The organism is Bdellovibrio sp. MYbb2, from assembly GCF_056175685.1.
In genome coordinates this window covers 218,718-238,848 of sequence record NZ_JBJKJI010000002.1, presented here as the reverse complement: position 1 = coordinate 238,848, position 20,131 = coordinate 218,718, and the positions used below count along the sequence as shown (strand labels likewise).

General features: G+C 51.2%; 22 protein-coding genes. 8 read left to right on the top strand and 14 right to left on the bottom strand.

Annotated features, from left to right (window positions below; all coding sequences use genetic code 11):
• Positions 1-6: 6 nt before the first annotated feature.
• Positions 7-729 carry a pseudouridine synthase gene (locus AC04MQ_RS11115; RefSeq protein ID WP_015090665.1) on the bottom strand — a complete coding sequence of 241 codons (723 nt, stop codon included), beginning with the start codon at positions 727-729 and terminating at the stop codon, positions 7-9.
• A 123-nt stretch (positions 730-852) separates the two neighbouring features.
• Here AC04MQ_RS11115 and AC04MQ_RS11110 point away from each other — a divergent pair, with 123 nt between their 5' ends.
• The 3 genes from AC04MQ_RS11110 to AC04MQ_RS11100 all read left to right on the top strand — a co-directional run bounded on the left by AC04MQ_RS11110 (position 853) and on the right by AC04MQ_RS11100 (position 3,213).
• Positions 853-1,419, top strand: coding sequence for a DsbA family oxidoreductase (locus AC04MQ_RS11110; protein ID WP_015090666.1), 567 nt, complete (start codon positions 853-855; stop codon positions 1,417-1,419).
• Positions 1,420-1,504: 85 nt separating this feature from the next.
• Positions 1,505-2,260, top strand: a complete 756-nt coding sequence (locus AC04MQ_RS11105; RefSeq protein ID WP_015090667.1) for a type 1 glutamine amidotransferase domain-containing protein — start codon at positions 1,505-1,507, stop codon at positions 2,258-2,260.
• Positions 2,257-3,213, top strand: a complete 957-nt coding sequence (locus AC04MQ_RS11100; protein WP_475392095.1) for a sigma-54 interaction domain-containing protein — start codon at positions 2,257-2,259, stop codon at positions 3,211-3,213. The genes AC04MQ_RS11105 and AC04MQ_RS11100 overlap by 4 nt, the downstream gene beginning before the upstream one ends.
• Here AC04MQ_RS11100 and AC04MQ_RS11095 read toward each other — a convergent pair.
• Both AC04MQ_RS11095 and AC04MQ_RS11090 read right to left on the bottom strand, forming a co-directional pair.
• A complete protein-coding gene (locus AC04MQ_RS11095; protein ID WP_148278763.1) occupies positions 3,207-3,773 on the bottom strand; it encodes a hypothetical protein in 567 nt (188 codons plus the stop codon). The two genes, AC04MQ_RS11100 and AC04MQ_RS11095, sit on opposite strands and share 7 nt — an antisense overlap.
• 49 nt (positions 3,774-3,822) lie before the next feature.
• The gene (locus tag AC04MQ_RS11090) at positions 3,823-4,053 is read right to left on the bottom strand and encodes a glycine zipper domain-containing protein (RefSeq protein WP_015090670.1); all 231 of its coding nucleotides are present in this window, start codon (positions 4,051-4,053) and stop codon (positions 3,823-3,825) included.
• Positions 4,054-4,233: 180 nt separating this feature from the next.
• Between AC04MQ_RS11090 and AC04MQ_RS11085 the strand changes: the two genes are divergently transcribed.
• Complete coding sequence (locus AC04MQ_RS11085) at positions 4,234-5,223, top strand: Ppx/GppA phosphatase family protein (RefSeq protein ID WP_475392094.1); 990 nt, start codon at positions 4,234-4,236, stop codon at positions 5,221-5,223.
• Here the strand turns inward: AC04MQ_RS11085 and AC04MQ_RS11080 are convergent.
• Positions 5,207-6,337 carry a baeRF3 domain-containing protein gene (locus tag AC04MQ_RS11080; protein WP_015090672.1) on the bottom strand — a complete coding sequence of 377 codons (1,131 nt, stop codon included), beginning with the start codon at positions 6,335-6,337 and terminating at the stop codon, positions 5,207-5,209. The two genes, AC04MQ_RS11085 and AC04MQ_RS11080, sit on opposite strands and share 17 nt — an antisense overlap.
• A 164-nt stretch (positions 6,338-6,501) precedes the next feature.
• Between AC04MQ_RS11080 and AC04MQ_RS11075 the strand changes: the two genes are divergently transcribed.
• Positions 6,502-6,960 (top strand): host attachment protein, encoded by a 459-nt coding sequence (locus AC04MQ_RS11075; RefSeq protein ID WP_015090673.1) that lies wholly within the window; start codon positions 6,502-6,504, stop codon positions 6,958-6,960.
• Positions 6,950-7,075, top strand: coding sequence for a hypothetical protein (locus AC04MQ_RS11070; protein WP_015090674.1), 126 nt, complete (start codon positions 6,950-6,952; stop codon positions 7,073-7,075). Before AC04MQ_RS11075 ends, AC04MQ_RS11070 begins: the two co-directional genes overlap by 11 nt.
• On the opposite strand, the gene AC04MQ_RS11065 is transcribed toward AC04MQ_RS11070, so the two are convergent.
• The 9 genes from AC04MQ_RS11065 to AC04MQ_RS11025 all read right to left on the bottom strand — a co-directional run bounded on the left by AC04MQ_RS11065 (position 7,072) and on the right by AC04MQ_RS11025 (position 17,260).
• Complete coding sequence (locus AC04MQ_RS11065) at positions 7,072-8,835, bottom strand: ABC transporter ATP-binding protein (protein ID WP_015090675.1); 1,764 nt, start codon at positions 8,833-8,835, stop codon at positions 7,072-7,074. The two genes, AC04MQ_RS11070 and AC04MQ_RS11065, sit on opposite strands and share 4 nt — an antisense overlap.
• 91 nt (positions 8,836-8,926) lie before the next feature.
• Entirely contained in the window at positions 8,927-9,550 is a 624-nt protein-coding gene (gene udk / locus AC04MQ_RS11060; protein WP_475392093.1) for a uridine kinase, read from the bottom strand.
• A gap of 5 nt (positions 9,551-9,555) precedes the next feature.
• Positions 9,556-10,188: a uracil phosphoribosyltransferase gene (upp, locus tag AC04MQ_RS11055; protein WP_015090677.1), complete on the bottom strand. Its 633-nt coding sequence runs from the start codon at positions 10,186-10,188 to the stop codon at positions 9,556-9,558.
• Positions 10,189-10,212: 24 nt separating this feature from the next.
• Positions 10,213-11,430, bottom strand: coding sequence for a URC4/urg3 family protein (locus AC04MQ_RS11050; RefSeq protein ID WP_475392092.1), 1,218 nt, complete (start codon positions 11,428-11,430; stop codon positions 10,213-10,215).
• Complete coding sequence (locus AC04MQ_RS11045; protein ID WP_015090679.1) at positions 11,423-12,670, bottom strand: GTP cyclohydrolase II; 1,248 nt, start codon at positions 12,668-12,670, stop codon at positions 11,423-11,425. Before AC04MQ_RS11045 ends, AC04MQ_RS11050 begins: the two co-directional genes overlap by 8 nt.
• Before the next feature lie 15 nt (positions 12,671-12,685).
• On the bottom strand, positions 12,686-14,161 hold the full coding sequence (locus AC04MQ_RS11040; protein WP_475392091.1) for a CoA-acylating methylmalonate-semialdehyde dehydrogenase: 1,476 nt from the start codon (positions 14,159-14,161) through the stop codon (positions 12,686-12,688).
• Positions 14,162-14,279: 118 nt separating this feature from the next.
• Positions 14,280-16,046: a hybrid sensor histidine kinase/response regulator gene (locus tag AC04MQ_RS11035; protein WP_475392090.1), complete on the bottom strand. Its 1,767-nt coding sequence runs from the start codon at positions 16,044-16,046 to the stop codon at positions 14,280-14,282.
• Positions 16,047-16,161: 115 nt separating this feature from the next.
• Positions 16,162-16,689 (bottom strand): C40 family peptidase, encoded by a 528-nt coding sequence (locus tag AC04MQ_RS11030; protein ID WP_041577381.1) that lies wholly within the window; start codon positions 16,687-16,689, stop codon positions 16,162-16,164.
• On the bottom strand, positions 16,682-17,260 hold the full coding sequence (locus tag AC04MQ_RS11025) for a biotin transporter BioY (RefSeq protein WP_051026286.1): 579 nt from the start codon (positions 17,258-17,260) through the stop codon (positions 16,682-16,684). Before AC04MQ_RS11025 ends, AC04MQ_RS11030 begins: the two co-directional genes overlap by 8 nt.
• A gap of 103 nt (positions 17,261-17,363) precedes the next feature.
• Here AC04MQ_RS11025 and AC04MQ_RS11020 point away from each other — a divergent pair, with 103 nt between their 5' ends.
• Positions 17,364-17,798 (top strand): MarR family winged helix-turn-helix transcriptional regulator, encoded by a 435-nt coding sequence (locus tag AC04MQ_RS11020; RefSeq protein WP_475392089.1) that lies wholly within the window; start codon positions 17,364-17,366, stop codon positions 17,796-17,798.
• A gap of 13 nt (positions 17,799-17,811) precedes the next feature.
• Here the strand turns inward: AC04MQ_RS11020 and AC04MQ_RS11015 are convergent, their stop codons facing one another.
• The gene (locus AC04MQ_RS11015) at positions 17,812-19,080 is read right to left on the bottom strand and encodes a hypothetical protein (RefSeq protein WP_235046303.1); all 1,269 of its coding nucleotides are present in this window, start codon (positions 19,078-19,080) and stop codon (positions 17,812-17,814) included.
• A gap of 146 nt (positions 19,081-19,226) precedes the next feature.
• Between AC04MQ_RS11015 and AC04MQ_RS11010 the strand changes: the two genes are divergently transcribed.
• Positions 19,227-20,033 (top strand): TIGR02147 family protein, encoded by an 807-nt coding sequence (locus AC04MQ_RS11010; protein ID WP_015090685.1) that lies wholly within the window; start codon positions 19,227-19,229, stop codon positions 20,031-20,033.
• Positions 20,034-20,131 lie beyond the last annotated feature (98 nt).

Sequence of the window (20,131 nt, the reverse complement as noted above, 5' to 3'; positions counted from 1 at the left end):
GTAACGTCAAAGGGATTTCAGTTTGCTTTCGGGCGGGAGCCCAGGATCAAACAGAAGTTGAATTTTCTTCCATTTCTCGCAGTGCGGGGCCTCGATAGAGACTTTTTCGCCACTCCAGGGGTGAGTGAACTCCATGCGCAGGGCTTTTAGGCACAAACCCTCGATATCCAAGTGGTTTCTGAAGAAACGGTTGTGGTGGGAATCCCCGTGAACGGCGTCCCCCAGCAAGGGATGGGAGATACGGTTGAAATGTCGGCGGATCTGGTGGTAGCGGCCGGTATGGGGGATGACCTCCACCCACGAATAGCGGGCGGTGGGGAACTTTTTACCGACAGCCACCGGGAATTCCACGGTCGCCAGGCGTTTGAAGCTGGTCCGAGCGTCCACCAGGTCGCCGGTGGAATCCAGTTCCAACGGCAGCTCCACTTCACCTTCTTCTTTCACGTAACCGCGCACCACAGCCTGATAGGTTTTATGGGTCGCGCGTTCGGTGAACAGGCGGCACAGTTTGCTGGCGGATTCCGAAGAAAGTGCAAACAGCAGCACGCCACTGGTGCCGGCATCCAGGCGATGCACCGGATACACGTGCTGTTTCATCATGCGGCGGGCATGGTAAAGACAGATTTTATCGCGGGAAACACGGTGCTGGACATTCTCGTGGGGATGCACGTGAAAGCCTGAGGGCTTGTTCACGGCAATAAAGTATTCATCTTTGTACAGTAGCTCCACGAGGATCCTTAGTGTTGATGTGTTCTTAGCGGCCATGTTTACCACTGTATTGCGCTCAAATCGACAAAAAACAGGCTGGCGATTTCGGGATGAACTCGTCTAGACTGAGGCAGGAGGCCCGGAATGAAACACAAGGCGATTCTGTACAGCGATTTTAATTGTCCGTTTTGTTATGCCCTTGAAGAGCGCCTGGTGGGACTGCGTTTGGCGCCATCTGTCGAGTGGCGGGGGGTGCAACACGCGCCACAGATGCCGGTGCCCATGCAACTGGCGAATCTGGGGTTTGCGCAAAGTATTGAGCGCGAAGTGGTGATGGTGAAGGACCTCATGCCCGAAATCGACATCGCTTTTCCCATTGGAAAACCCAACACTTTGAAAGCCATTCAGTATTCGATCGCAGCGTCCCGTCATGAACCGCTGCTGGGTTTGGTGTTCAGGCATACTCTGGCCCGGGAATTCTGGGTGAATGGGGAAGACATCTCCGATGAGGCTTTTATTAAAACTGTGGCTCATCAGTTTCAGTTTGATTCTTTGAGGGTCGACAGTGCCGCTGAATCCGAGGCGGATCGCTGGCAAAGAGAGTGGCAGCATCTGGGCACCGGCTCGGTTCCCACACTGGTCCGGGATGATGGCGAGATTCTGATGGGTTTGCAACCCGTGGAAGTGTTAAAGGCCTTTTTCGGCGAATGACTGTTGATTTGCACTTGTGCCGGCATAGCTTTGAGTTCGCAAGCCCCCTTTGAGAAGATAGGTTTATTGCGAAGGAGGAACGGCCATGAAAAGCCACAAAGTGCTTTTTGTTCTGACCAGTACCGAGCAGCTTGGCGATACCGGCCATCACACGGGCGCTTATCTTTCTGAAATCACCCATCCTTACGATGAATTTGTGCGTGCAGGATATGACGTCGACATGATCAGTCCACTGGGGGGAAAAGTGCCCCTGGACGGAGTGAAAATGGACGATCCCCTGAATGCCACGTGGATGAATGATGAAGAGTTTTTATCCAAGGTGGAAGGCACAGTTAAACCCTGGCAGGTTTCAGGTCGCGATTATTGCGCGATCTTTTTTGCCGGCGGGCACGGGACGATGTTTGATTTTCCCGAAAATCTGCAATTGCAAAAACTGACTTCTGAAATCTATGAAAACAATGGCGTGGTCGGAGCTGTTTGCCATGGCCCGGCGGCCCTGGTGAATGTGCGTCTTTCAGATGGCCAGTATCTGGTGAAAGGCCACGAGGTTTCCAGTTTCACCAATGAAGAAGAAGAATTCGTCGGTATGGAAAAGTCCGTGCCGTTTTTACTGCAGACACGTTTGCAGGAACGGGGCGCGCATCATACGTCTTCGCCGAAGTTTGCCGGGCACGTGGTGAAAAGCGGCCGTCTGGTGACCGGGCAAAACCCCGCGTCGGCGGCCGGCGTCGGCAAAGCGATGGTGGAGGTTTTGGAATTCATCGAAGAGGGGCGCATCGTGCCAGAGCAAAACTGGTGTGAATGGCATGAACCACAGCAGCACCAGCGAGGTGCTTTGTGACGGCCGATTCACGCATCATTGCCAAAAGCCCCCGGTTTCTGGAAGTGCTGGATCTGGCCCGTCTGGTGGCTGCCAGTTCCGCCAATGTGCTGATCACGGGGGAAAGTGGCACGGGCAAAGAAGTCATCGCCCGGCTTATCCACGATCAAAGTGCCAGGCAGCGCAAAACCTTTGTGCCCATCAACTGCTCGGCCATTCCAGAACCTTTGTTAGAGTCTGAACTTTTTGGTTATGCCCGTGGCGCTTTCACCGGCGCGATGAATGCCCGTCAGGGCCTTTTTGAAGAGGCCGATGGCGGGACGTTATTTTTGGACGAGATCGGCGATCTGGATCTGCACCTGCAGGCCAAGCTTTTGCGAGTGCTGCAGGAAAAGAAGGTCAAACGGGTCGGGGAAAATCATTACCGGCCTTTGAATCTGCGAATTGTGGCCGCGACTCATAACGATCTTGAAGGCGACGTGCAGGACAAGCGCTTTCGCGAGGATCTTTACTTTCGTCTGAAAGTGGTGTCGATCAAGATTCCGCCACTGCGGGAGCGCAGCGAGGACATTTTACCCCTGGCGCATTATTTCCTGGATAAATTCACACGACGTTATCAGATGCCCGAAAAAAAATGGGGTCGCGATGTGGAAGAGTTTCTGCTGACTCGTCCTTGGATGGGAAATGTGCGAGAACTGGAAAACACCATCGAGCGCGCCGTGGTGTTAAGCCCTGCCGGTTTGATTCCATTGAAAGTGCTGCAGGATGATTTGCAGGTCCGTGAATGCAGTCTGGATCAGATTTTTGAAAAGCTTTATCAGGCTCAAGGCCGCTTTCTTTCTTTAGAAGAACTCAGCAAAGCCTATATTGAGTTTGTTCTTAAAACGAATCGGGGAGCCCGTGAAAAAAGCTCCCGCGATTTGGGAATAGACCGTAAGACGCTGTACCGTAAAACCCACGCGCCTCTTCAGTGAAGATTTGCTGACGGGCGCTCGGCTTCGGCTCGGGCACGGTGCAGTTCGCCTTCGGTGCTGGCTTCGGGTGTTGGTGATGGGCTGCTGGTGCCGCGCTGGGCGCGACGCAGTTCACGCTCCCGGACAAAATCCATGACCAGGGCCGACAAGGCCGATTCCAAAGATCCTGCGTGCAGTTCCTGCTGGCGCTTGAATTCAGCTTCCGCAGCGTCACGGCGTCGATCTGCGGCACGCACTCCCGGCCAGGCAAAGAAGTAAACATAGCTTAAACCGCCGACAGCAATGGCCGTCAGACACAGGCTTGTGATTAAGGTGGAGTTCCAGAAGATTGCGCCTGTGCGGTCGTATTGACCGGTGGCTTCGGTGATAAACATGAAAACACCGCCACAGACAAAGGCGATGGCACCCAGGCCGGTCATGGACAGAAAAACTGCCGTGCGGCTGCGGATGGTGATGGCATCGTAAATTTCCAGTGCGCTGTCTTTCAGGCTGCGACGGGGCTTATGGCTGCCTTTGCCAAAGTTCATGATGAAAGGAAGTATAAATCCTAACCACTTCATAGCATTCTCCTGGGTGAACAAAAAGGCCCCTTGCGGGGCCTTTCCGATTTTAGTGTTTGCGGTTGATCAGGGCTCCGGCCACAAAGCCTACTGCGGCGGCTCCGAGGATGGCATAGAAAGGATGGGCCTTCACAAGGTCCTCAGAAGCCTCCACACCTTCTTTCACTCTGGATTCAACGGCATGATAGCGATCGCTCCATGCGCTTTTTTCAAGCTCCTGAGCCACGTTTTCTTTGATGTCGCCCATTTTCTTTCTGAATTCGCCTGTAGTAGCTTCCATGGCATTTCTCCTTTGTCTCATGGTTAATAGTACGAGCAATGCAACTCAAAGTAAGACGGTAGCAGCATTGGTGCCATACTCAGCTTCAAAGAGCTGGCAGTACACCGACTTTCAGAGGCAAATAGTCCCCGCTGGACTGGAAACTTGCCCCGCACCCGGTCTTTGCGTTAGCATGACGGCATGATTAAAACCTTCGTACTTGTTTCTGTTTTTTCTGCAATCGCGTATGCGAATCCCTGTCATGAAAACCGCGCTGCCCTGGATCTGGGCTCTGGCACCACCAAAGCCTATGTGGCGACAGTCGACACCTGTGAAAAGAAAATCGTGAAGGTGCTTTTCGAGGACCGTTTGCCACTGGCATTCAATGAAGCTCTTGAAAAATCCCCGACCAAAGAAATACCCGCAGCCACCATTCAGGAATACACACCACGGATTGAACTGCTGCTGCAGAAAGTGAAAACCTACAACGTCAAACGCATCAATGCGGTGGCGACCTCGGTATTCCGAGTGGCGAAAAATGGACAGGCCGTCGCCAGGGGTATTTCCAAAAAACTTGAAATCCCGGTGGAAGTCATCAGTCAGGAACAGGAGGCTGAACTGGGTTACTGGTCAGCTTTGGCGCAGCGGAGAATCACCGACACCAGCAATCTGATCGTGTGGGATATCGGCGGGGGCTCGATGCAGATGTATTCCCGGGAAAAAGGCAAAGTGCACATCTTTGAAGGAAATCTGGCGTCGGTGACTTTCAAGAATCAGATTCTGCAAGTGCTGCAGTTTAAAGATCCCAAAAAAGAATCTTCGCCGAATCCATTCGCCCGGCAGCGCGAGGCCGCCTTGCAGCTGGCAAAAAATCATGCCTATCTGAATGTGCCTGCTTATTTCAAAGCCAAAGCACCCACTGCTCGCTGGGTCGGTGTGGGTGGTGTGATTTCCATGTCCGTGCAAAAACAGGTGCAGGCGGGGGGATTTGAATTCACCCAAAGTGCTTTGGAAGAAGCTTTGAAAAAAAGATCCCAGCTGAAAGATTCTGAAATTGAAAGCGAATACCGCATTTCTGATATTTCAAATCTGGCACTGGTGCTGGGTTATATGAAAGCACTGAAGATCGAAAAGGTCGAAACAGCCCAGGCCTCATTGGGCCAGGGCCTGATCTTTAAGAGTTTAAAATAGCCGCCGCAGGCGACGGGCTGGGCATGTCCTCTTTGGACAGCACCACGACTTCGCCCCCGTGGCGGATCACTTCACAGGCGATGTCATCCAGAATGTCGTCATCCTTGGCATTGATTTGTTTTTCGTGGAAGGTGATCTGACCGCTTTTGCGGTGCAGTTCACCCCAGATCTCGCTGTTGTTCTGTAAAAACAGCGTGCGCACATTCCCGTTGATGGCGGCGCGGCTGATCTTCACCAGATCGTCGATGACTTTTTTCTGATGATTCATTTTTTCCAGTTCATACGCGGACAGATTGCGCTGTTGCGCCAGTTCCTTTTTGACGTGAACCTGGGCCTGGTGAATCAGGGATTCCATGCGTGGCGCGGTTTTGGACGGATCCAACTTAAAGAACACGGCAGTGGGGTGCAGGGTGACCTCTTTGTAGGTGTGAAACAGATTTTCGCTGGCAAACACAAACAAGGGCACCTGTTTGTAACCCGGCTCCTTGCTGATTTTGGCTTCGATCCAACGCAAGAACAGCTTTACGCCTGATTTTTTCTTGCACTGATTGTCGTCAAGGCCCCGGCCGCGCATATGGCTTTTCAGGTGGGGGATCTGCGAGGTTTCGGTTTCATCCAGATGTTTCCAGTGAATGCTGTTGCTGTGCTGCCCCTGATGGAAAAGAAAATTATGAATTTCAGTGCCGCTGCCGCCATCACAATGAGTCAGTACGGCCTCCAGCGGAGTCAGAGTCAGAATGTGATAGCTGCTTTCACCCTGCAGGTCTTCAAGCAAAGGTTTCAGGTGGAAACTTTCAGCCACCACCACTTTGGACGGGACGGTGTGAGCGGCCATATAGAAACCCCGCCAATGTTTGTTCACAAAGATAGCCATACCAAAATCGGAGCGTTGCAGATGCTCGGCGGGATTGAAAGTATACAGGGAATCCAGCAGGGCTTTTTTCTCGCCATTTTTGGCGTCCAAAGAAAGCAGATGAGCCGCTCGTCGCACCAGGGTTTCGTATTCTAAAAGCAGAGTCTTATCAGGCATGCCGGGGATGTAAATCGAAATACACGGACCCTCATTCACAGAGGTCAGCATCAATAAATCATCGTGGGTGAGTTTTTCAAGCATGGGAACTCCTGGGACGAAGAAGGGAATCTCTCTATAATCTGCGCTTTTGAGAGTGAACTCAAAGTGTCTTGTGACAGTCCAGTGTGATGGGTCAGCTTGTGACACACAGGTGCCAGCCTTATAGTGAAAGAAGAATCCTCAACTTCCAAGAAAAGAGGACAGTCATGAAAACATGGATTGTAGTCGTCAATCGAGTTGAAGCAAAAGTTTTTGAAAGCGACGGTAAAGGACACAAAGGGGATGTGAAGTTCGTCCAAAAGCTTGAAAATCCCCGCGGACGTCTGAAATCTCAGGACATCAATGCGGATAAGCCGGGATTTTCTCCGGGTGTGGCAGGGCATGGGGGCACCAAAGAAAAAGCCCAGTCACCGACGGACCGTGTGTCTCAGATGTTTGCAAAAAGGGTTTCTGATTATCTGGAAGAGGCCCGTCACGCGAACTCTTTTGATGAAGTTGTGCTGATTGCAGCGCCGCAGTTTCTGGGACGCATGCGAAGCATGTTCAGTGGACCTTTAAAAGAAGTGGTATCCATGGAAATCCCGAAAGATCTGGGCCCGGCCGTCACCGGACCGGATTTGCGGGACAGATTATGGCCAGCTCCGGAGGTGCGTCATGAACTCTGACTTTAAAAAACCGATACAGAATCAGCGCGGTAAGCTGGGTTGGATCTTCCTTTGGTTGGTCGGTATCCCAGTTCCCATTCTGCTGATTCTGTTCCTGATTCGAGGTTGCACTTAAAGTGGGGCATTCCAAAGCTGGAAGTACATCTTGCGGCTTTGCAGAAGCTCTTGATGTGTGCCGCTTTCCACTACGCCACCCTGGGCGACAACATAGATGTTGTCCGCCTGAGTGACGGTGGACAGGCGGTGCGCAATCACGATGGTCGTGCGACCTTTGGTGGCTTCGGCCAAAGAGGCCTGAATCACCGCTTCGGTTTCATTGTCCACTGCGGAAGTGGCTTCATCCAAAATCAAAACCGGCGGGTTTTTCAAAATCACCCGGGCAATTGAAATGCGCTGGCGCTGGCCGCCGGACAGTTTCTGCCCGCGTTCACCAATCACCGTGTCCAGTCCTTCCGGAAGTTTTTCGATAAATTCCATTGCATGGGCTTTGCGTGCGGCATCCAGAACAGCTTCACGAGTGGCACCCGGGCTGCCATAGGCGATATTGTCATAAATGCTTCCGTGGAACAGGAACACGTCCTGACTGACCAGACCGATCTGGGAACGCAGATCTTTTGGATCACAGTCGGCAGTGTTCTGACCACCGAACAGAATTTTTCCTGCCGACGGTTTATAGAACCCCAAAAGCAGTTTTGTGACAGTGGATTTACCAGAACCCGTAGGGCCGACAATCGCCACGGTTTTTCCTGCTGGCACCTGGATATTGACGTTATTCAATACCGGCACGCCATTGCTGTATGCAAAATCAAGATCAGAGAATTCAATGCCTTGGGCATGATCAAACTCCCGAACAGCTTTGGTGGATTCCAGATTCACTGGCGTTTTGATCAGATCCAAAACGCGGTCGGCAGAAGCCATGGCACGTTCAAACAAATCCACCGTGTCAGCCAGGCCCGTCAATGGCCACAACAGACGCTGGGTCAGGAAGACCAGCACGCCATAGAATCCGACGTTCAAATCTCCGCGCAGGGCCATTTGTCCGCCCATAACGAAGGTGGCGATAAAGCCCATCAACACGGCCATACGAATCAAAGGATTGAAGGCCGAAGAGACTTTGATCGCCTCTTTGTTGGACTGAAGATAAGTCATACTGTCATTGGCAACTTTTTTGGATTCCAGCAACTCGGACGTGAAACTGCGAATGGTCGCCATGCCCGAAATATTGTTCGCCAGACGAGATCCGATCTGACCGGCTTTTTCACGCACATCCAAATACAAGGGCGCCGCGCGTTTTTGGAAATAGAAGGCACCCCACAAGATCACCGGAATCGGCAGGAAGGCAAAAATAGCGATACTTGGAGCCAGGACAAAGAACACAGCGCCAATCAGTACTACGGACGTGAAGACTTGAATCAGACTGTTCATGCCGCCGTTAAGGAAGCGTTCCAATTGATTGATGTCATCATTCAGGATGGAAACCAGGCCGCCGGTGCTGCGATCTTCAAAGAAGGACATGTCCAGTCTTTGCAGGTGATCATAGGCTTCGGTGCGGAATTCATGTTGCAACGACTGGGCAAGTCCGCGCCATTTTAAAAGCAGCAGATATTCAAACAGGGATTCACACATCCAGATCAGCAAAGTCAGAACAGACAGCAAAATCAGCTGATGTCCCGGGTCTTCCACGCCCCATTTTGCCAGAAAGGATTTTTCCTGATTGGCGACGACGTCAATCGCGATACCGATCAGAATTTCCGGCGCGATGTCGAAGGTTTTATTTAGAAACGAGAATAGACTTCCTAAATAGAAGTCACGACGGTGTTTCTTGGTGTAAGCAAAAAGGCGGGCGAAGGACGTAAATGATGAAGAGTGTGCCATGGCGAATTGTCTACACCTGTCCGCACCCTTGGTCCATCTCAAAATGCCGTCATCGTCATAAGTGAAAGCTCAATGAATGACGGGCCCGCGATTACCGTGCGGGCAGGGTGTTTTGCAAACGGTGCGAAATCTGTGAAAGTACCGCGTGATAGTCCCCTGAGTCCGTCACAATGGTTTGGGCATGCCTTTTAGAGGGTTCTACGAACTCGTCATGCATGGGTCTGACCTGAAGTTCGAACTGCCTTTTGACGCCTTCCGGGGTGCGCCCGCGTTCATGCACATCGCGGTGCAGACGGCGTTGAAAGCGCAGGTCTTCGGGGGTGTCAAAAAAGACGGCCTCGTCCAGCTCGGCTCGGACTTCGAGCGAGTGCAGGATCAAGATCCCATCGACGATGATGACCTTTTTGGGGCTTTCCAGTAGGGTTTCGCGTTTACGCGAGTGGGTGACAAAATCATAAATCGGCACGTGCAGGGGCTGGCCCATTTTAAGGGTCTGAAGGCCCCGCGCCAGCAAGGCAAAGTCCAGAGCGTGCGGGTGATCGAAGTTCACCGAGCCCCCATCACCATCAAAATGAGCGGACTGGTCGATGTAGTAATTGTCCTGATAAAGAATGCTGCAGTTTTCAGAACCCAGCATCTTTTGCAGTTCTTTGGCGAAGTATGTTTTGCCAGAGCCGCTGCCGCCAGCGATTCCGATAATGTGGGGACGACTCATAACACCTACTTGGTTTGGAACAGACGGTCCCCGGCATCACCCAGGCCCGGCACCAGATAACCCATTTCATTCATCTCGGTTTCAATGTTGACCGTATAGACTTCAACATCCGGATGATAGTGATGAACTTTGTCCAAGCCCGTTTGGCTGGTCAGAATGCTGATAACTTTGATTTGACCGACGCCATAGTTCTTAAGACGGTCAATTGCGGCAATCATGGTGTCGGCGGTGGCGATCAAAGGATCACACAACAGCACGTCCTTGCCTTTGATGTCCTGAGGCATCTTGAAATAGTATTCCACCGTGTTGTGGATGAATTTGTCGCGATAGATACCGATAAATCCGGTGCTTGCAAATGGTAGCATGGAAAGGGCGCCATCCAGCATGCCATTTCCAGCACGCATGATGGAAACCACCACCGGCGCGCGCACAATGCGCTGAGCTTCGGTTTTGGCGATTGGGGTTTCAATGGCGATCTTTTCCAGGTGCTGCCAGTCGCGCATGGCCTCGTAAACCAGAACTTTCGAGATTTCTTTGACGATCTCGCGGAAGTCCTGGGAATAGGTGTTTTTATCGCGCAGGTAACCCAGCTTGTGACGAAGCAGGGGATGGTCGATGACTTTGACTTTTGAACTCACAAAATACTCCTTAAAAAATAAACCTTAGAAAACAGTGCCGTCGCTTTCAATTTTCAGCGGAGGCGAACTGTCCGCACGCAAAGCTTTCGCGGCCTTGCGACCGGCCCACCAGGTGCCACCTTCCAGAACTTTTGCCAGCGGGAATTCAGACGGGGACTTGTTCAGTTTGGTCTGAACCTGCTGACCGATACGATCCAGCAAAGACACCGTCAGGCCACGCCACTCAATGATCAGCTCTGAATCCGGACGATGGCTTTGTTCTGCCATGCCGGGATCTTTCAGTGAAATCAGACCGCGATCCAGCAGCAGACCGCCATTGCGATATTCAGCAAGTCCGGTCAGTTTTTCGACCTCGGTGATTTCAAAGCCGGCCTCCAATAGCGGTTCAATCAAAGAATAGGTCATCCACTGGGACAGTTTGTGGAAGGCGGCAAGGCCTCCGGGAACTTTGGAATAGTTCCAGATATCCCCCAGATTCACGCCCGCCACCTTCACACGGCCGGGCCAGATTTCACCCAGTCCATCCAGCACCGCACGCAGCAGCTGAGGTCCGGTCAATTTCTTTCCATAGCGCAAATGCAGATAGTCCACCAGACTGCCGGGACGGCCACCGGGGAACAGGTCTTTTTTGTCAGTGATGGTTTTACCCAAGTTTCGCAACAGGGACAGTCGACCCTCAACACCCACCAAAGGATTCTGGGGACTGACCTGGAACACTTCTGAAATCTTTTGCGCTGTCAGGTTCTGCAGACCCTTGGCCGTGGCTTGCAGGGGTTTGTCTGCGTTGTCAGAAAGGGCGCCTTCCATGAAAAGATAGAAGCTCGCAACCCCCAGTCCTTCCGAGCGGGCAAAGTCTTTTTGCGTGCTCTGTTCATGGAAAGACCAGACGTTTCCGGCGCCGGCATCCAGCAACACCGAAGTGATCACCAGATCCAGCTTGATGCGGGCTTTTTCAAGGGCGTCAAAGTTTTGAATCTGCTCTTGCAGGATTTTCACGCGATCAATGCCACCAGCACGGAAGTGCCCCCAGCGTGAATGGAAAGGGATTTCCAGGGCGGGGTAATTTTGGCGGATCACTTCAATCACATAGTCCACAACGGGTTCAAACTGATCATCGTGATAGTGGAAATGCGTCTGACCTGATTTGGTCAGTTCTAAAATCTTTTCTGCACTTTGACGGATGGCCAAAGGGGACAGCAGAAAATCCAGATCCTGGGCCGAATATGTGTGAGAGTTATTCATCGATGGGTCTCCCCAGAACTGTTTCAAGTTCCTTGGTCGTTTTGGTTTCGCCCGGATTGAAATAACCCGCGGCTTTCTTGGCTTCGATTTCTACTTGCGCATCGGCCGGAATCAGTTCAGCCGGGATGGAAATGCGGTTGACGACTTCAATGCCGCTTTTCACGATGGCGTTGTATTTCATGTTGCTCATGGAATGCAGGTTGTGGATTTTGGTGATGCCAAAGAAATGCAAAATATCCGGCATCAGTTCCTGGAATCTGGCGTCTTCAACCCCGGCCACACATTCGGTGCGGTGGAAGTAAGTGGACGCTGAATCACCACCAACCTGACGTTTCCGGGCATTGTAAACCAGGAACTTGGTGACTTCGCCCAGGGCGCGGCCTTCTTTACGATAGTAAGCGATCAACCCCACGCCGCCGCGCTGGGCGGTTCTGGCGGCATCTTCAATGCCGTAAATCAGGTAAGGTCGGCAGGTGCAGATATCTGAACCAAACACATCCGAGCCATTGCATTCATCATGCACCCGGCAGGTCAGTTCGATTTTTTCATTCGACAGATCCTGCGGGTTTCCGAAGATATAAACAGTCGTGCTGCCAATAGGTGGCAGCATGACCTTAAGATCCGGACGGGTCACCAGTTCCGGGAACATGCCTCCGGTTTCCTGGAACAGGATCTTGCGCAAGTCGCCTTCGTCAACATTCAGGCGCTTGGCGATTCCTGGCAGGTACCAGACAGGCTCCAGAGCGACCTTGGTGACCTTGATGTCTTTGTTTTCCAAAACGATTTTGCCATCCACTTTCAAGCGTCCGGCATCAATGGCCTGATGGATTTCGGGAATCTGCAAATGGGCTTGAGTCACCGCAATAGTCGGGCGGATGTCATACCCAGCTTCGTAAAGATCTTTGAAGTGAATTGGAATATCCAGTCCCCAGGGATCAATGGACACGATTTTGTCCGGGTCGGACCAGGACGGGAAAGGCCCCATGCGCACCGGACTGTCGGTGTTGTGCAGATCAGGTTTGTGCGTGGTTGAATAAGACCCTTGCGCAATGGAAAGCGCACGGTAAACAGCATAGGAACCGCTGTGAGTCCCGATGGCATTTCGTTGTTTCACGTCGGTCAATGAACCAATGACGGGACCGCGGTGCATGGGGTTTTTGACTCCCCAGTGAATTGGCAGGCTGTCCTTGAACACCTGGCTGGAATGAGAGGTCAGAATAACGTGGGCTGCTCTTTTCATCTTATAAATCCTTTTTTAAGACATCCAGTTGTTGTCGTCTTGTTTTTCCCATTTCATGGTTACTTTTTTGGTGTTGGACCAGAAATCCAGGGACTGCGTGCCCGTGATATCGCCATGGCCGAACTTGGAGGCATTGACGCCGCCGAAAGAGAACGGTTCACGCGGTACGGGAACCCCGACATTCACACCCACCATGCCTGTGGAGGCCTGGCGAATGACTTTTTCAGCCAGGCTGCCGCTGGAGGTGAACACCGAGCAGGCATTGCCATAAGGATTGCTGTTTTCAATTTGCATCGCATGAGTGATGTCGCGGCAGCGGATGATGCTAAGAACCGGACCGAAATATTCCAAGGTCGCGGCTTCGCTGTTGGGAGCGACATTGTCCATGATCGTCGGACCCATCCAGTGCCCCTGATCCAAACCCGCCGGAGCCGGAGTGTTTCGGCCATCCAGCAGGATCTTCGCGCCTTCTTTTTCGGCGCGGGTGATGGCGTCTTTTAGGAATTGCACCTGGGATTTGGTGATGATCGCCCCCATGTCTTTTCCCAGAACCAGGGATTGTGCGCGCTGAATGATTTTTTGAATGTGATGATCCACGTCACCCACGGCCAGAACCACAGCGGCGGCCATGCAGCGCTGACCCGCGCATCCGGTGAACGAGTCACTGATGCCAGGTCCGGTCAGATCAGGATTTGCATCCGGCAAAAGCACGATGTGGTTTTTAGCGCCACCCAGGGCCAGCACTCGTTTTCTCAGGGCTGTGCCACGCTGATAAACATGCTGTGCCACTTTTGTGGACCCGACAAAGCCCACCGCCTTGACTTGCGGGTGATCAATGATTGCATCCACTGTGTCTTTGCCGCCGTGAAGCACCTGGAACAAACCATCCGGCAATCCGGCTTCCTGAAGGGCGGCAGCGATTTTCATAGACGTCAGGGGGGTTTTTTCAGAAGGCTTCCAGATATAGGCATTCCCCAAAGTCAGAGCAATAGGGATGGTCCACATCGGAACCATTGCCGGGAAATTGAACGGAGTGATATTGGCGATGACGCCCAACGGTTCACGACGGAATTCGCAACTGACTCCGCGAGAGACTTCCATCTTTCCACCCAGATCCATGTTTTGCAGGGACAGGGCAAATTCGAGAACCTCGATGCCTTTCATAAGACCGGCTTTGCCTTCAGCGAAGGTTTTTCCGGATTCAGAACTTTTCAGGTGAGCGATTTCATCCAGATCTCGCATCAGAATCTGGCGGAAATTGAACATGATTTTAGTGCGTTCTTTCAACGGTACGTCCGCCCAGGATTTTTGCGCTTCGTGAGCTTCCCTGACGGCCTGATCAATGTCTTTTGCGGTGGAGGCATGAAGGCCGCCGATGATGTGTCCATTATAAGGACTGACGACATCCATCGCAGGGCCGGAACCTTTTAGAAACTTTCCGCTGACAAAGTTTTGGCAGGGGATCGGAGTTGTCGGAATTTTTACGCTCATGAATTTCTACCTCTTTGCAAAAATGAAGCAGAAACTCTAAGTCAAAAGAGATGAATTGAATAATTACAATGAAGTATTAATCCCCATGGATGTGAAAAAGTGCGGACGAAAATGAACATTACAATGTGCGATCGATTAGGGGGTTGTTCTTGTCACCAGCGGTGAGCAGATCCGAAATAGTGTTGATCAGTTCAGAAGTTTGCACCGGCTTTGCGATGTGCACATGGAATCCGGCAGCCAGGGCGCGTTCATGTTCTTCGGGTCGTGCATGGGCGGTCAGTGCCACGGCCCACAGGTTTTCGGTGTTGGGTAAAGTGCGAATCATTTTAAGCAAACTGTAGCCGTCAATATCCGGCATGCTGATGTCGCTGAGTAGAATCTGGGGATTGAACACCTGATAGAGATCAAACGCCTTTTGGGCCGAGTCGGCGGTGACGACATTGGCGCCTGATTTTTTCAAAACCACGCTTAATAAATTTCGGGTGTCGGCGTCGTCATCAACAATCATGATGCGGACTTCATCCAGAGTTTTTGGATGTTCAGGGTTGGTCTCGACAAAGTTTTCGTAACCAAAGTGACTGGTTGTGAAACCCTCGTGCAGTTGTGCTGCAAGCACGGGTAAAGACACTGTGAATTTGGCCCCTTGATTAGGACCGGCACTTGTCGCAGCCACCGTGCCGCCATGGCCTTCGACGATATGACGAACGATCGCCAGCCCCAGCCCCAGGCCGCCATAGCGGCGCGTGGTGGTGGCGTCTTCCTGGCGGAAGCGTTCAAACACATAGGGAAGAAAATCCGGATCAATCCCTTTGCCGTTGTCAATCACATCAATCTGTACGCGTGATTCCACATTGGAAAGTTTGACCGTGATGTTGCCCCCTTTCGGGGTGAATTTGATGGCGTTGGAAAGCAGATTCCATAAAACTTGCTGCAATCTTTCAGGATCTCCACCGACGGCTTTGACGCGTTCAGTTCCCTCGACGCGGACTTTGATATTTTTGGATTTGGCGGCGATCTGCACACTTTCATAGGCAGCCTCCACCACAGACTCGACATCAATGGGTTTCACATGCAGCTGCAGTTTGCCGGAAATGATGCGAGAAACATCCAGCAGATCGCTGATGATCTGCACTTGAATCTGGGCGTTGCGGTGAATGGCGTTGATAGAGGCTTGCGCTTCTTCAGTGGAAGTGGCGGGATCTTTCAGAATATCACTGTGTCCCAGAATCACATTTAAAGGGGTGCGCAGTTCATGTGAAACCGTGGCCAGGAATTCGTCTTTGAGCCGATTGGCCGTTTGGGCCTGTTCGTACAGGCGCTGGCGGATGTTGGCGTCCTCTTTCAGTTGTTTGTTTGCCAGGGCCAGCTCTTGAGTGCGTTCTTGCACTCTTTGTTCCATTTCCTGATATAAGTTGCGGACCTTGGATTCAGTAGCTTTACGTTCCGAGATATCATGCAGGAAAGAACCAAACAGGTGTTTTCCTTTATGCTCGAACGGGAAGATGGTCATCTCAACCGGGATTTCGTGGCCTTCACGGTGAAGGGCGGTGATTTCCATGCGTTTGTTCAGAACGGGGCCTTCGCCGGTGTTCAGATAGTGCGCCAGTCCTTTTTTGTGAGCTTCACGGTATTTGTGGGGGATGACGATTTCGGAAAGTTCTTTTCCCAAAACTTCAGAGCGTTTCCATCCAAAGGTTTTTTCTGCCTGAAGATTCCAGTCGGTGATCAAACCCTCGCTGTTCATCCCGATAAAGGCATTGTAAGTCGAATCCAGTATCGTGCGTGTGCGCTGTTCGCTGATTTCAAATCGATCCAGCAAAGTCTTTTCGGACTCTGAAAGAAAGTACCGTGCGCCTTTATTCCGAAACCATTCAAAAAGCGTCATGCGCTTTCAGAATAACTTGATTCGGTTAATCCCACGTTAGTTTGATCAAAAATTGACCAAATATGAATGACTTCACTGTGGCTTTACATGGTTTTGCCATCAGTCTGTGTTATTTCTAAGGAACAAACAGCTTTTCACAGCGGTTGGACCAGGGACGATAGCCACGCCATTTTAGTTCACGATAAATGTCGTCAGGGGATATGCCCAGTTCTGTCGGGGCAGTTGAATTCCGATTTTTCCAGATGCTGCCAGAAAATCGCATGGGTGTCGGCGGCAGATTCAGAATCTGTGCTAACAACTTTGAACAATATGTTTTATCTTTGGCTGCCCAGGAATAGGATGTGTCGTATTTTTGATGGAGATATTGTTTGATGTCTTTTTCGGTCAAGTCGGGTGCTGCTTCTTGGGTGACTATCAAGGCAGGATCGCCAATGTCACTGAGTAAGTTCACCAGTTGTACACCCCAATAGGGATGTGCATGCAGCCACTTGTCTCCGACGGAAATGGCGACATGTAGATAGCGTCCGCCTTTTTCCATCGTGACCAGATTTCCCTGAGCATCGCGGGCTTCGAAGAAAGCGATCTTCGGGGCACTCAAGGCGGTGGCGCCCCAGAACAGGCCGGTTGTCAGCACCTTAATCACTTGTACCTCGGCGGGACAAGGCAGAGGCCGTTGCCGCCGCCAGGGTGTTCTTCAAAAGGTCTCCGGGTAGAAAAGGCAATACGCCAAGTGCCAGGAGCTGGTTGAAGGGAACGAAGAATGACAGACCGAGTGCTCCGACAGTAAAAACCAGGAGCGATCCCAGATACGCCGAGGCTAGCGCGCCTTTAAATGTCTTTGTGTAGCCCCGGTCCGCCATGCCACCCACGAACCACGTGGCCAGAAGCATTCCCAGTAGATACCCAACGGTAGGGCCCATGGTTAAGAAAGCCTTACCTTGGGCAAATACGGGAAGTCCCGCGGCACCTTCAACTAGGTAAAGAGCCATGCTGGCCGTCGCAAGCTTTCGTCCCCACAGCAGTGACAGCAGTGCAACTCCAAAAGTCTGACCAGTGATCGGCACCGGGGTGAATGGGAGATGGATATTTATTTGTGCTATGAGCGCCAGCAGGACAGATCCTGCCACGGTCGAGGTGATTGCTGCGGTTGTTGGGTTTGTAAAGAGCTTTGATGATATCTGCGGCAACAGGGCCATGCTGTGAAGTTTGGTCATGAAACAAAGATGCCACTTTCTCCTGGTGAAAAGAACAGCAAATAAGGTTTCAAGGCTATTGTTTCATATTGAATAGTTTAATATGAAACAATATATTCGATCCATGAAGATAGAAAAGTTCCTGAATCAGAACCCGAGCTTTCAGATTGTTGTTGCTGGCAATGCCATTTTTCAGAAGGTCAGCGAGGGCCTTGCCGGCCATGAGCTTGGAATGATGGACGCCCTGATTCTGGTGGCGATTTTCTTTGAAAACGACAAGGCTGCGCGCCCAACCCAGCTGAAGGAAGCCTTTGGCATTCCCAAAGCAAATGTCAGCCATAGCATTCGTGCGCTTGAAAAAAAGAAATTGCTGAAAAGGTCCATCCACGATTCAGATGCCAGAGGATATGTGCTGGATTTAACCCCGAAGGGGGCACGGACTGCGGTGGAAGTGATTTCTTACTTTGATAAACTGCAAGGGCGGATCGAAAGAAAGTGCGATGCGAAATCACTGGATTCATTCCATAGAACCCTGGCAGCGCTTGCATCAGTACATTAGGGAATTATGGAGATTATTCATCCTTGCCAAAGTTAAAACCTGACCCAGGTTCCAAAGAGAATATGTTCGAGAATATCCAGATTCTCCCCGCTGCAAAACCATTGTTCACTTCAAACTTTACTGAGGCTGGCTGTCCTGTCTTAGAATAGGAGATCAGAATTTCCTGGGGAACCAAGGCCGACATGCCATATTCATCTTCGGGTTGTGGGGCCCAATAGGAATACCGGACTGAAGATTCGTTGGTAACGATGTTCCTGGTTTTAAATCCCAGGCCGCTTTCCGAGACAGGAAGCTGAAAAATGAACGAAGCCTCACCGTTTCGGATCACAACTGACTTTTTGTCGGCGCTTAAATGAAGTGAGCATTTCTGTTCCTTCTCGGATTTGTTTTCCAGATCTTTGTTGACGCAGGTTTCTTTGATATTCTTGTCTTCGATCCAGAAGATAAGATCTTTCAAATCTTTGGCGCCATTGTCTTCCGCCATGTCCATTCGCAGCGCGGAACCCATGATTCTTTCGTCAAAGCCAAGACCGATCAGATGTACGAAAATCTCGTCCGAGGTTTTCTTTGACGATGCATCCATTAGAAGGTGAGTCGCTTCTCGGATGACGGGATAGTCGGTGGCAGTCAGGACCGAGTACAAAGATTTGGGTTTGACGGTGAACGACTCGCGACACAGATCACGGTCAAAGTAGTGATCTTTTATGCGTGAGCAGAAGACTGTTTTAAAAGCCACGAATTCTTCCGGATTTTTATCCGCAATTTTACGCACTTTGGATAACACGTACAAGTCCATGATGGTCTCATGGAAAATCAGATAGGCTTGGGTTTCAGGGGACAGGGTGTTGAAGGCGGAAGAGTCGATCCAGACTTCACCTTGAGTTTGAAAGGCATACTGTTCATAGTCCTTGGCTCGGAATTCCATCCCCATTTTTTCGGCGTCGATGCGATTTAATTTCTGGGGCACAAAAATCCAGGTTTTCTTTTGCAGTACATTCAGCAGAGCCGGATTGAGTGATGTGGTTCTTTCCAGAACCTTGCTGATTTCTGTTTTCCAGATGTCCAGGGTTTCAAGTTTGGTGATGTACTGTTCGTACATTTTGGAGTTAAATCCGGTGCCGCCTCCGCCATCGCCGGTGTTTCCGCCGCCGCCACTGGTTTCAGTAGGGCCGGTGCTGGTGTGATCACTGGGTTGACAGGCGACGATAAACGTCATGAAGCCGCACAGAAGCCAGGACATAAGGCGCAAATAGAATTTGTTTCGTGATGCTTGCACGGTCATATTCGACTCCTGCCGGATTGAGGAGCAATCACCGTGCCTCACCAAAGGTCCCGAAATCTCAAGATGAGACAGGAGCAAGGTCTTGATTTTTGGCTGAAAAGCCGAAAAACAGGTCGGGCTCTGTTTACCGTTAGTAAACTGGCAGCATGCTGGATATTTATAACTACGACGACTACAGGCTTTTCTTTAAAGATGTTCTGCAATCACAGGAGCGCACGGACAAGAAGTACCGCGGAAGACTTGTTGAAGCCATGCGAATCAGCACCTCGCTGTTTTCGCAGATCCTGAAAGGTGAAAAGAATCTTTCTTCCGAACAGGGGTTGGAAGCTGCGGCGTTCTTTGGTTTTGGCGACAAAGAAACGGATGTTTTTATGCTGATGATCGAGCTGGGACGGGCAGGCTCGGTCAAGCTTCAGTCGCGTATCAAAGGCAAGATCCAGGTGCTGCAGGCAGAAGCCAAATCCATCAGTGCCCGGGTTCCCAAAGATGTGGTTCTGAGTGATGTGGACAAGGCCACGTACTATTCTTCGTGGTTATATACCGGAGTCCGTAATCTGCTGCCGACCCCGGTGGGAAAAGAATTGAAAACCATCGCTGAAAAGCTGGGCGTGCCTTTGGAAAAGGTGGACACGGCCATTCAGTTTTTGATCGAAGTGGGCCTGTGTGAAAGAAAGAACGGGCAGCTTTTTTATAAGCAGGGTTTTACGCACCTGGATTCCACCCATCCGATGATTCTAAGGCACCACCAGAACTGGCGACAGCGAGCCATTTCCAAGATGGATTTTTACAAAGACCCCCATGTTCACTATACAAGCCCCATGTCCTTGTCCGCCGAGGGGGCCCAGAAGATCCGGGACTATCTGCGTGCAAACATCAAGGAAATCATCAACTTATCGCGCGAGGGAAGTCCTGAAGTCGGCTATTGCCTTAATATAGACTGGTACGAATACTGACTTTACCAAAAGTAAACTGAAACCCATCCGTTTTAACCAACCGGACTTCGCGGATTTTTTCTGAATTCTGTAAAAAGCTTCTCATGCGAAATGAATCG

What these genes read in the sequence shown, in the direction of transcription:
- AC04MQ_RS11105 (WP_015090667.1), top strand. Translation starts at nt 1,505, where the DNA reads ATGAAAAGCCACAAAGTGCTTTTTGTTCTGACCAGTACCGAGCAGCTT.
- AC04MQ_RS11070 (WP_015090674.1), top strand. Translation starts at nt 6,950, where the DNA reads ATGAACTCTGACTTTAAAAAACCGATACAGAATCAGCGCGGTAAGCTG.
- AC04MQ_RS11010 (WP_015090685.1), top strand. Translation starts at nt 19,227, where the DNA reads ATGCTGGATATTTATAACTACGACGACTACAGGCTTTTCTTTAAAGAT.
- AC04MQ_RS11035 (WP_475392090.1), bottom strand. Translation starts at nt 16,046, where the DNA reads ATGACGCTTTTTGAATGGTTTCGGAATAAAGGCGCACGGTACTTTCTT.
- AC04MQ_RS11075 (WP_015090673.1), top strand. Translation starts at nt 6,502, where the DNA reads ATGAAAACATGGATTGTAGTCGTCAATCGAGTTGAAGCAAAAGTTTTT.
- AC04MQ_RS11110 (WP_015090666.1), top strand. Translation starts at nt 853, where the DNA reads ATGAAACACAAGGCGATTCTGTACAGCGATTTTAATTGTCCGTTTTGT.
- AC04MQ_RS11050 (WP_475392092.1), bottom strand. Translation starts at nt 11,430, where the DNA reads ATGAATAACTCTCACACATATTCGGCCCAGGATCTGGATTTTCTGCTG.
- AC04MQ_RS11015 (WP_235046303.1), bottom strand. Translation starts at nt 19,080, where the DNA reads ATGACCGTGCAAGCATCACGAAACAAATTCTATTTGCGCCTTATGTCC.
- AC04MQ_RS11085 (WP_475392094.1), top strand. Translation starts at nt 4,234, where the DNA reads ATGATTAAAACCTTCGTACTTGTTTCTGTTTTTTCTGCAATCGCGTAT.
- AC04MQ_RS11020 (WP_475392089.1), top strand. Translation starts at nt 17,364, where the DNA reads ATGAAGATAGAAAAGTTCCTGAATCAGAACCCGAGCTTTCAGATTGTT.
- AC04MQ_RS11025 (WP_051026286.1), bottom strand. Translation starts at nt 17,260, where the DNA reads ATGACCAAACTTCACAGCATGGCCCTGTTGCCGCAGATATCATCAAAG.
- AC04MQ_RS11065 (WP_015090675.1), bottom strand. Translation starts at nt 8,835, where the DNA reads ATGGCACACTCTTCATCATTTACGTCCTTCGCCCGCCTTTTTGCTTAC.
- AC04MQ_RS11080 (WP_015090672.1), bottom strand. Translation starts at nt 6,337, where the DNA reads ATGCTTGAAAAACTCACCCACGATGATTTATTGATGCTGACCTCTGTG.
- udk (WP_475392093.1), bottom strand. Translation starts at nt 9,550, where the DNA reads ATGAGTCGTCCCCACATTATCGGAATCGCTGGCGGCAGCGGCTCTGGC.
- AC04MQ_RS11040 (WP_475392091.1), bottom strand. Translation starts at nt 14,161, where the DNA reads ATGAGCGTAAAAATTCCGACAACTCCGATCCCCTGCCAAAACTTTGTC.
- AC04MQ_RS11090 (WP_015090670.1), bottom strand. Translation starts at nt 4,053, where the DNA reads ATGGAAGCTACTACAGGCGAATTCAGAAAGAAAATGGGCGACATCAAA.
- AC04MQ_RS11095 (WP_148278763.1), bottom strand. Translation starts at nt 3,773, where the DNA reads ATGAAGTGGTTAGGATTTATACTTCCTTTCATCATGAACTTTGGCAAA.
- AC04MQ_RS11045 (WP_015090679.1), bottom strand. Translation starts at nt 12,670, where the DNA reads ATGAAAAGAGCAGCCCACGTTATTCTGACCTCTCATTCCAGCCAGGTG.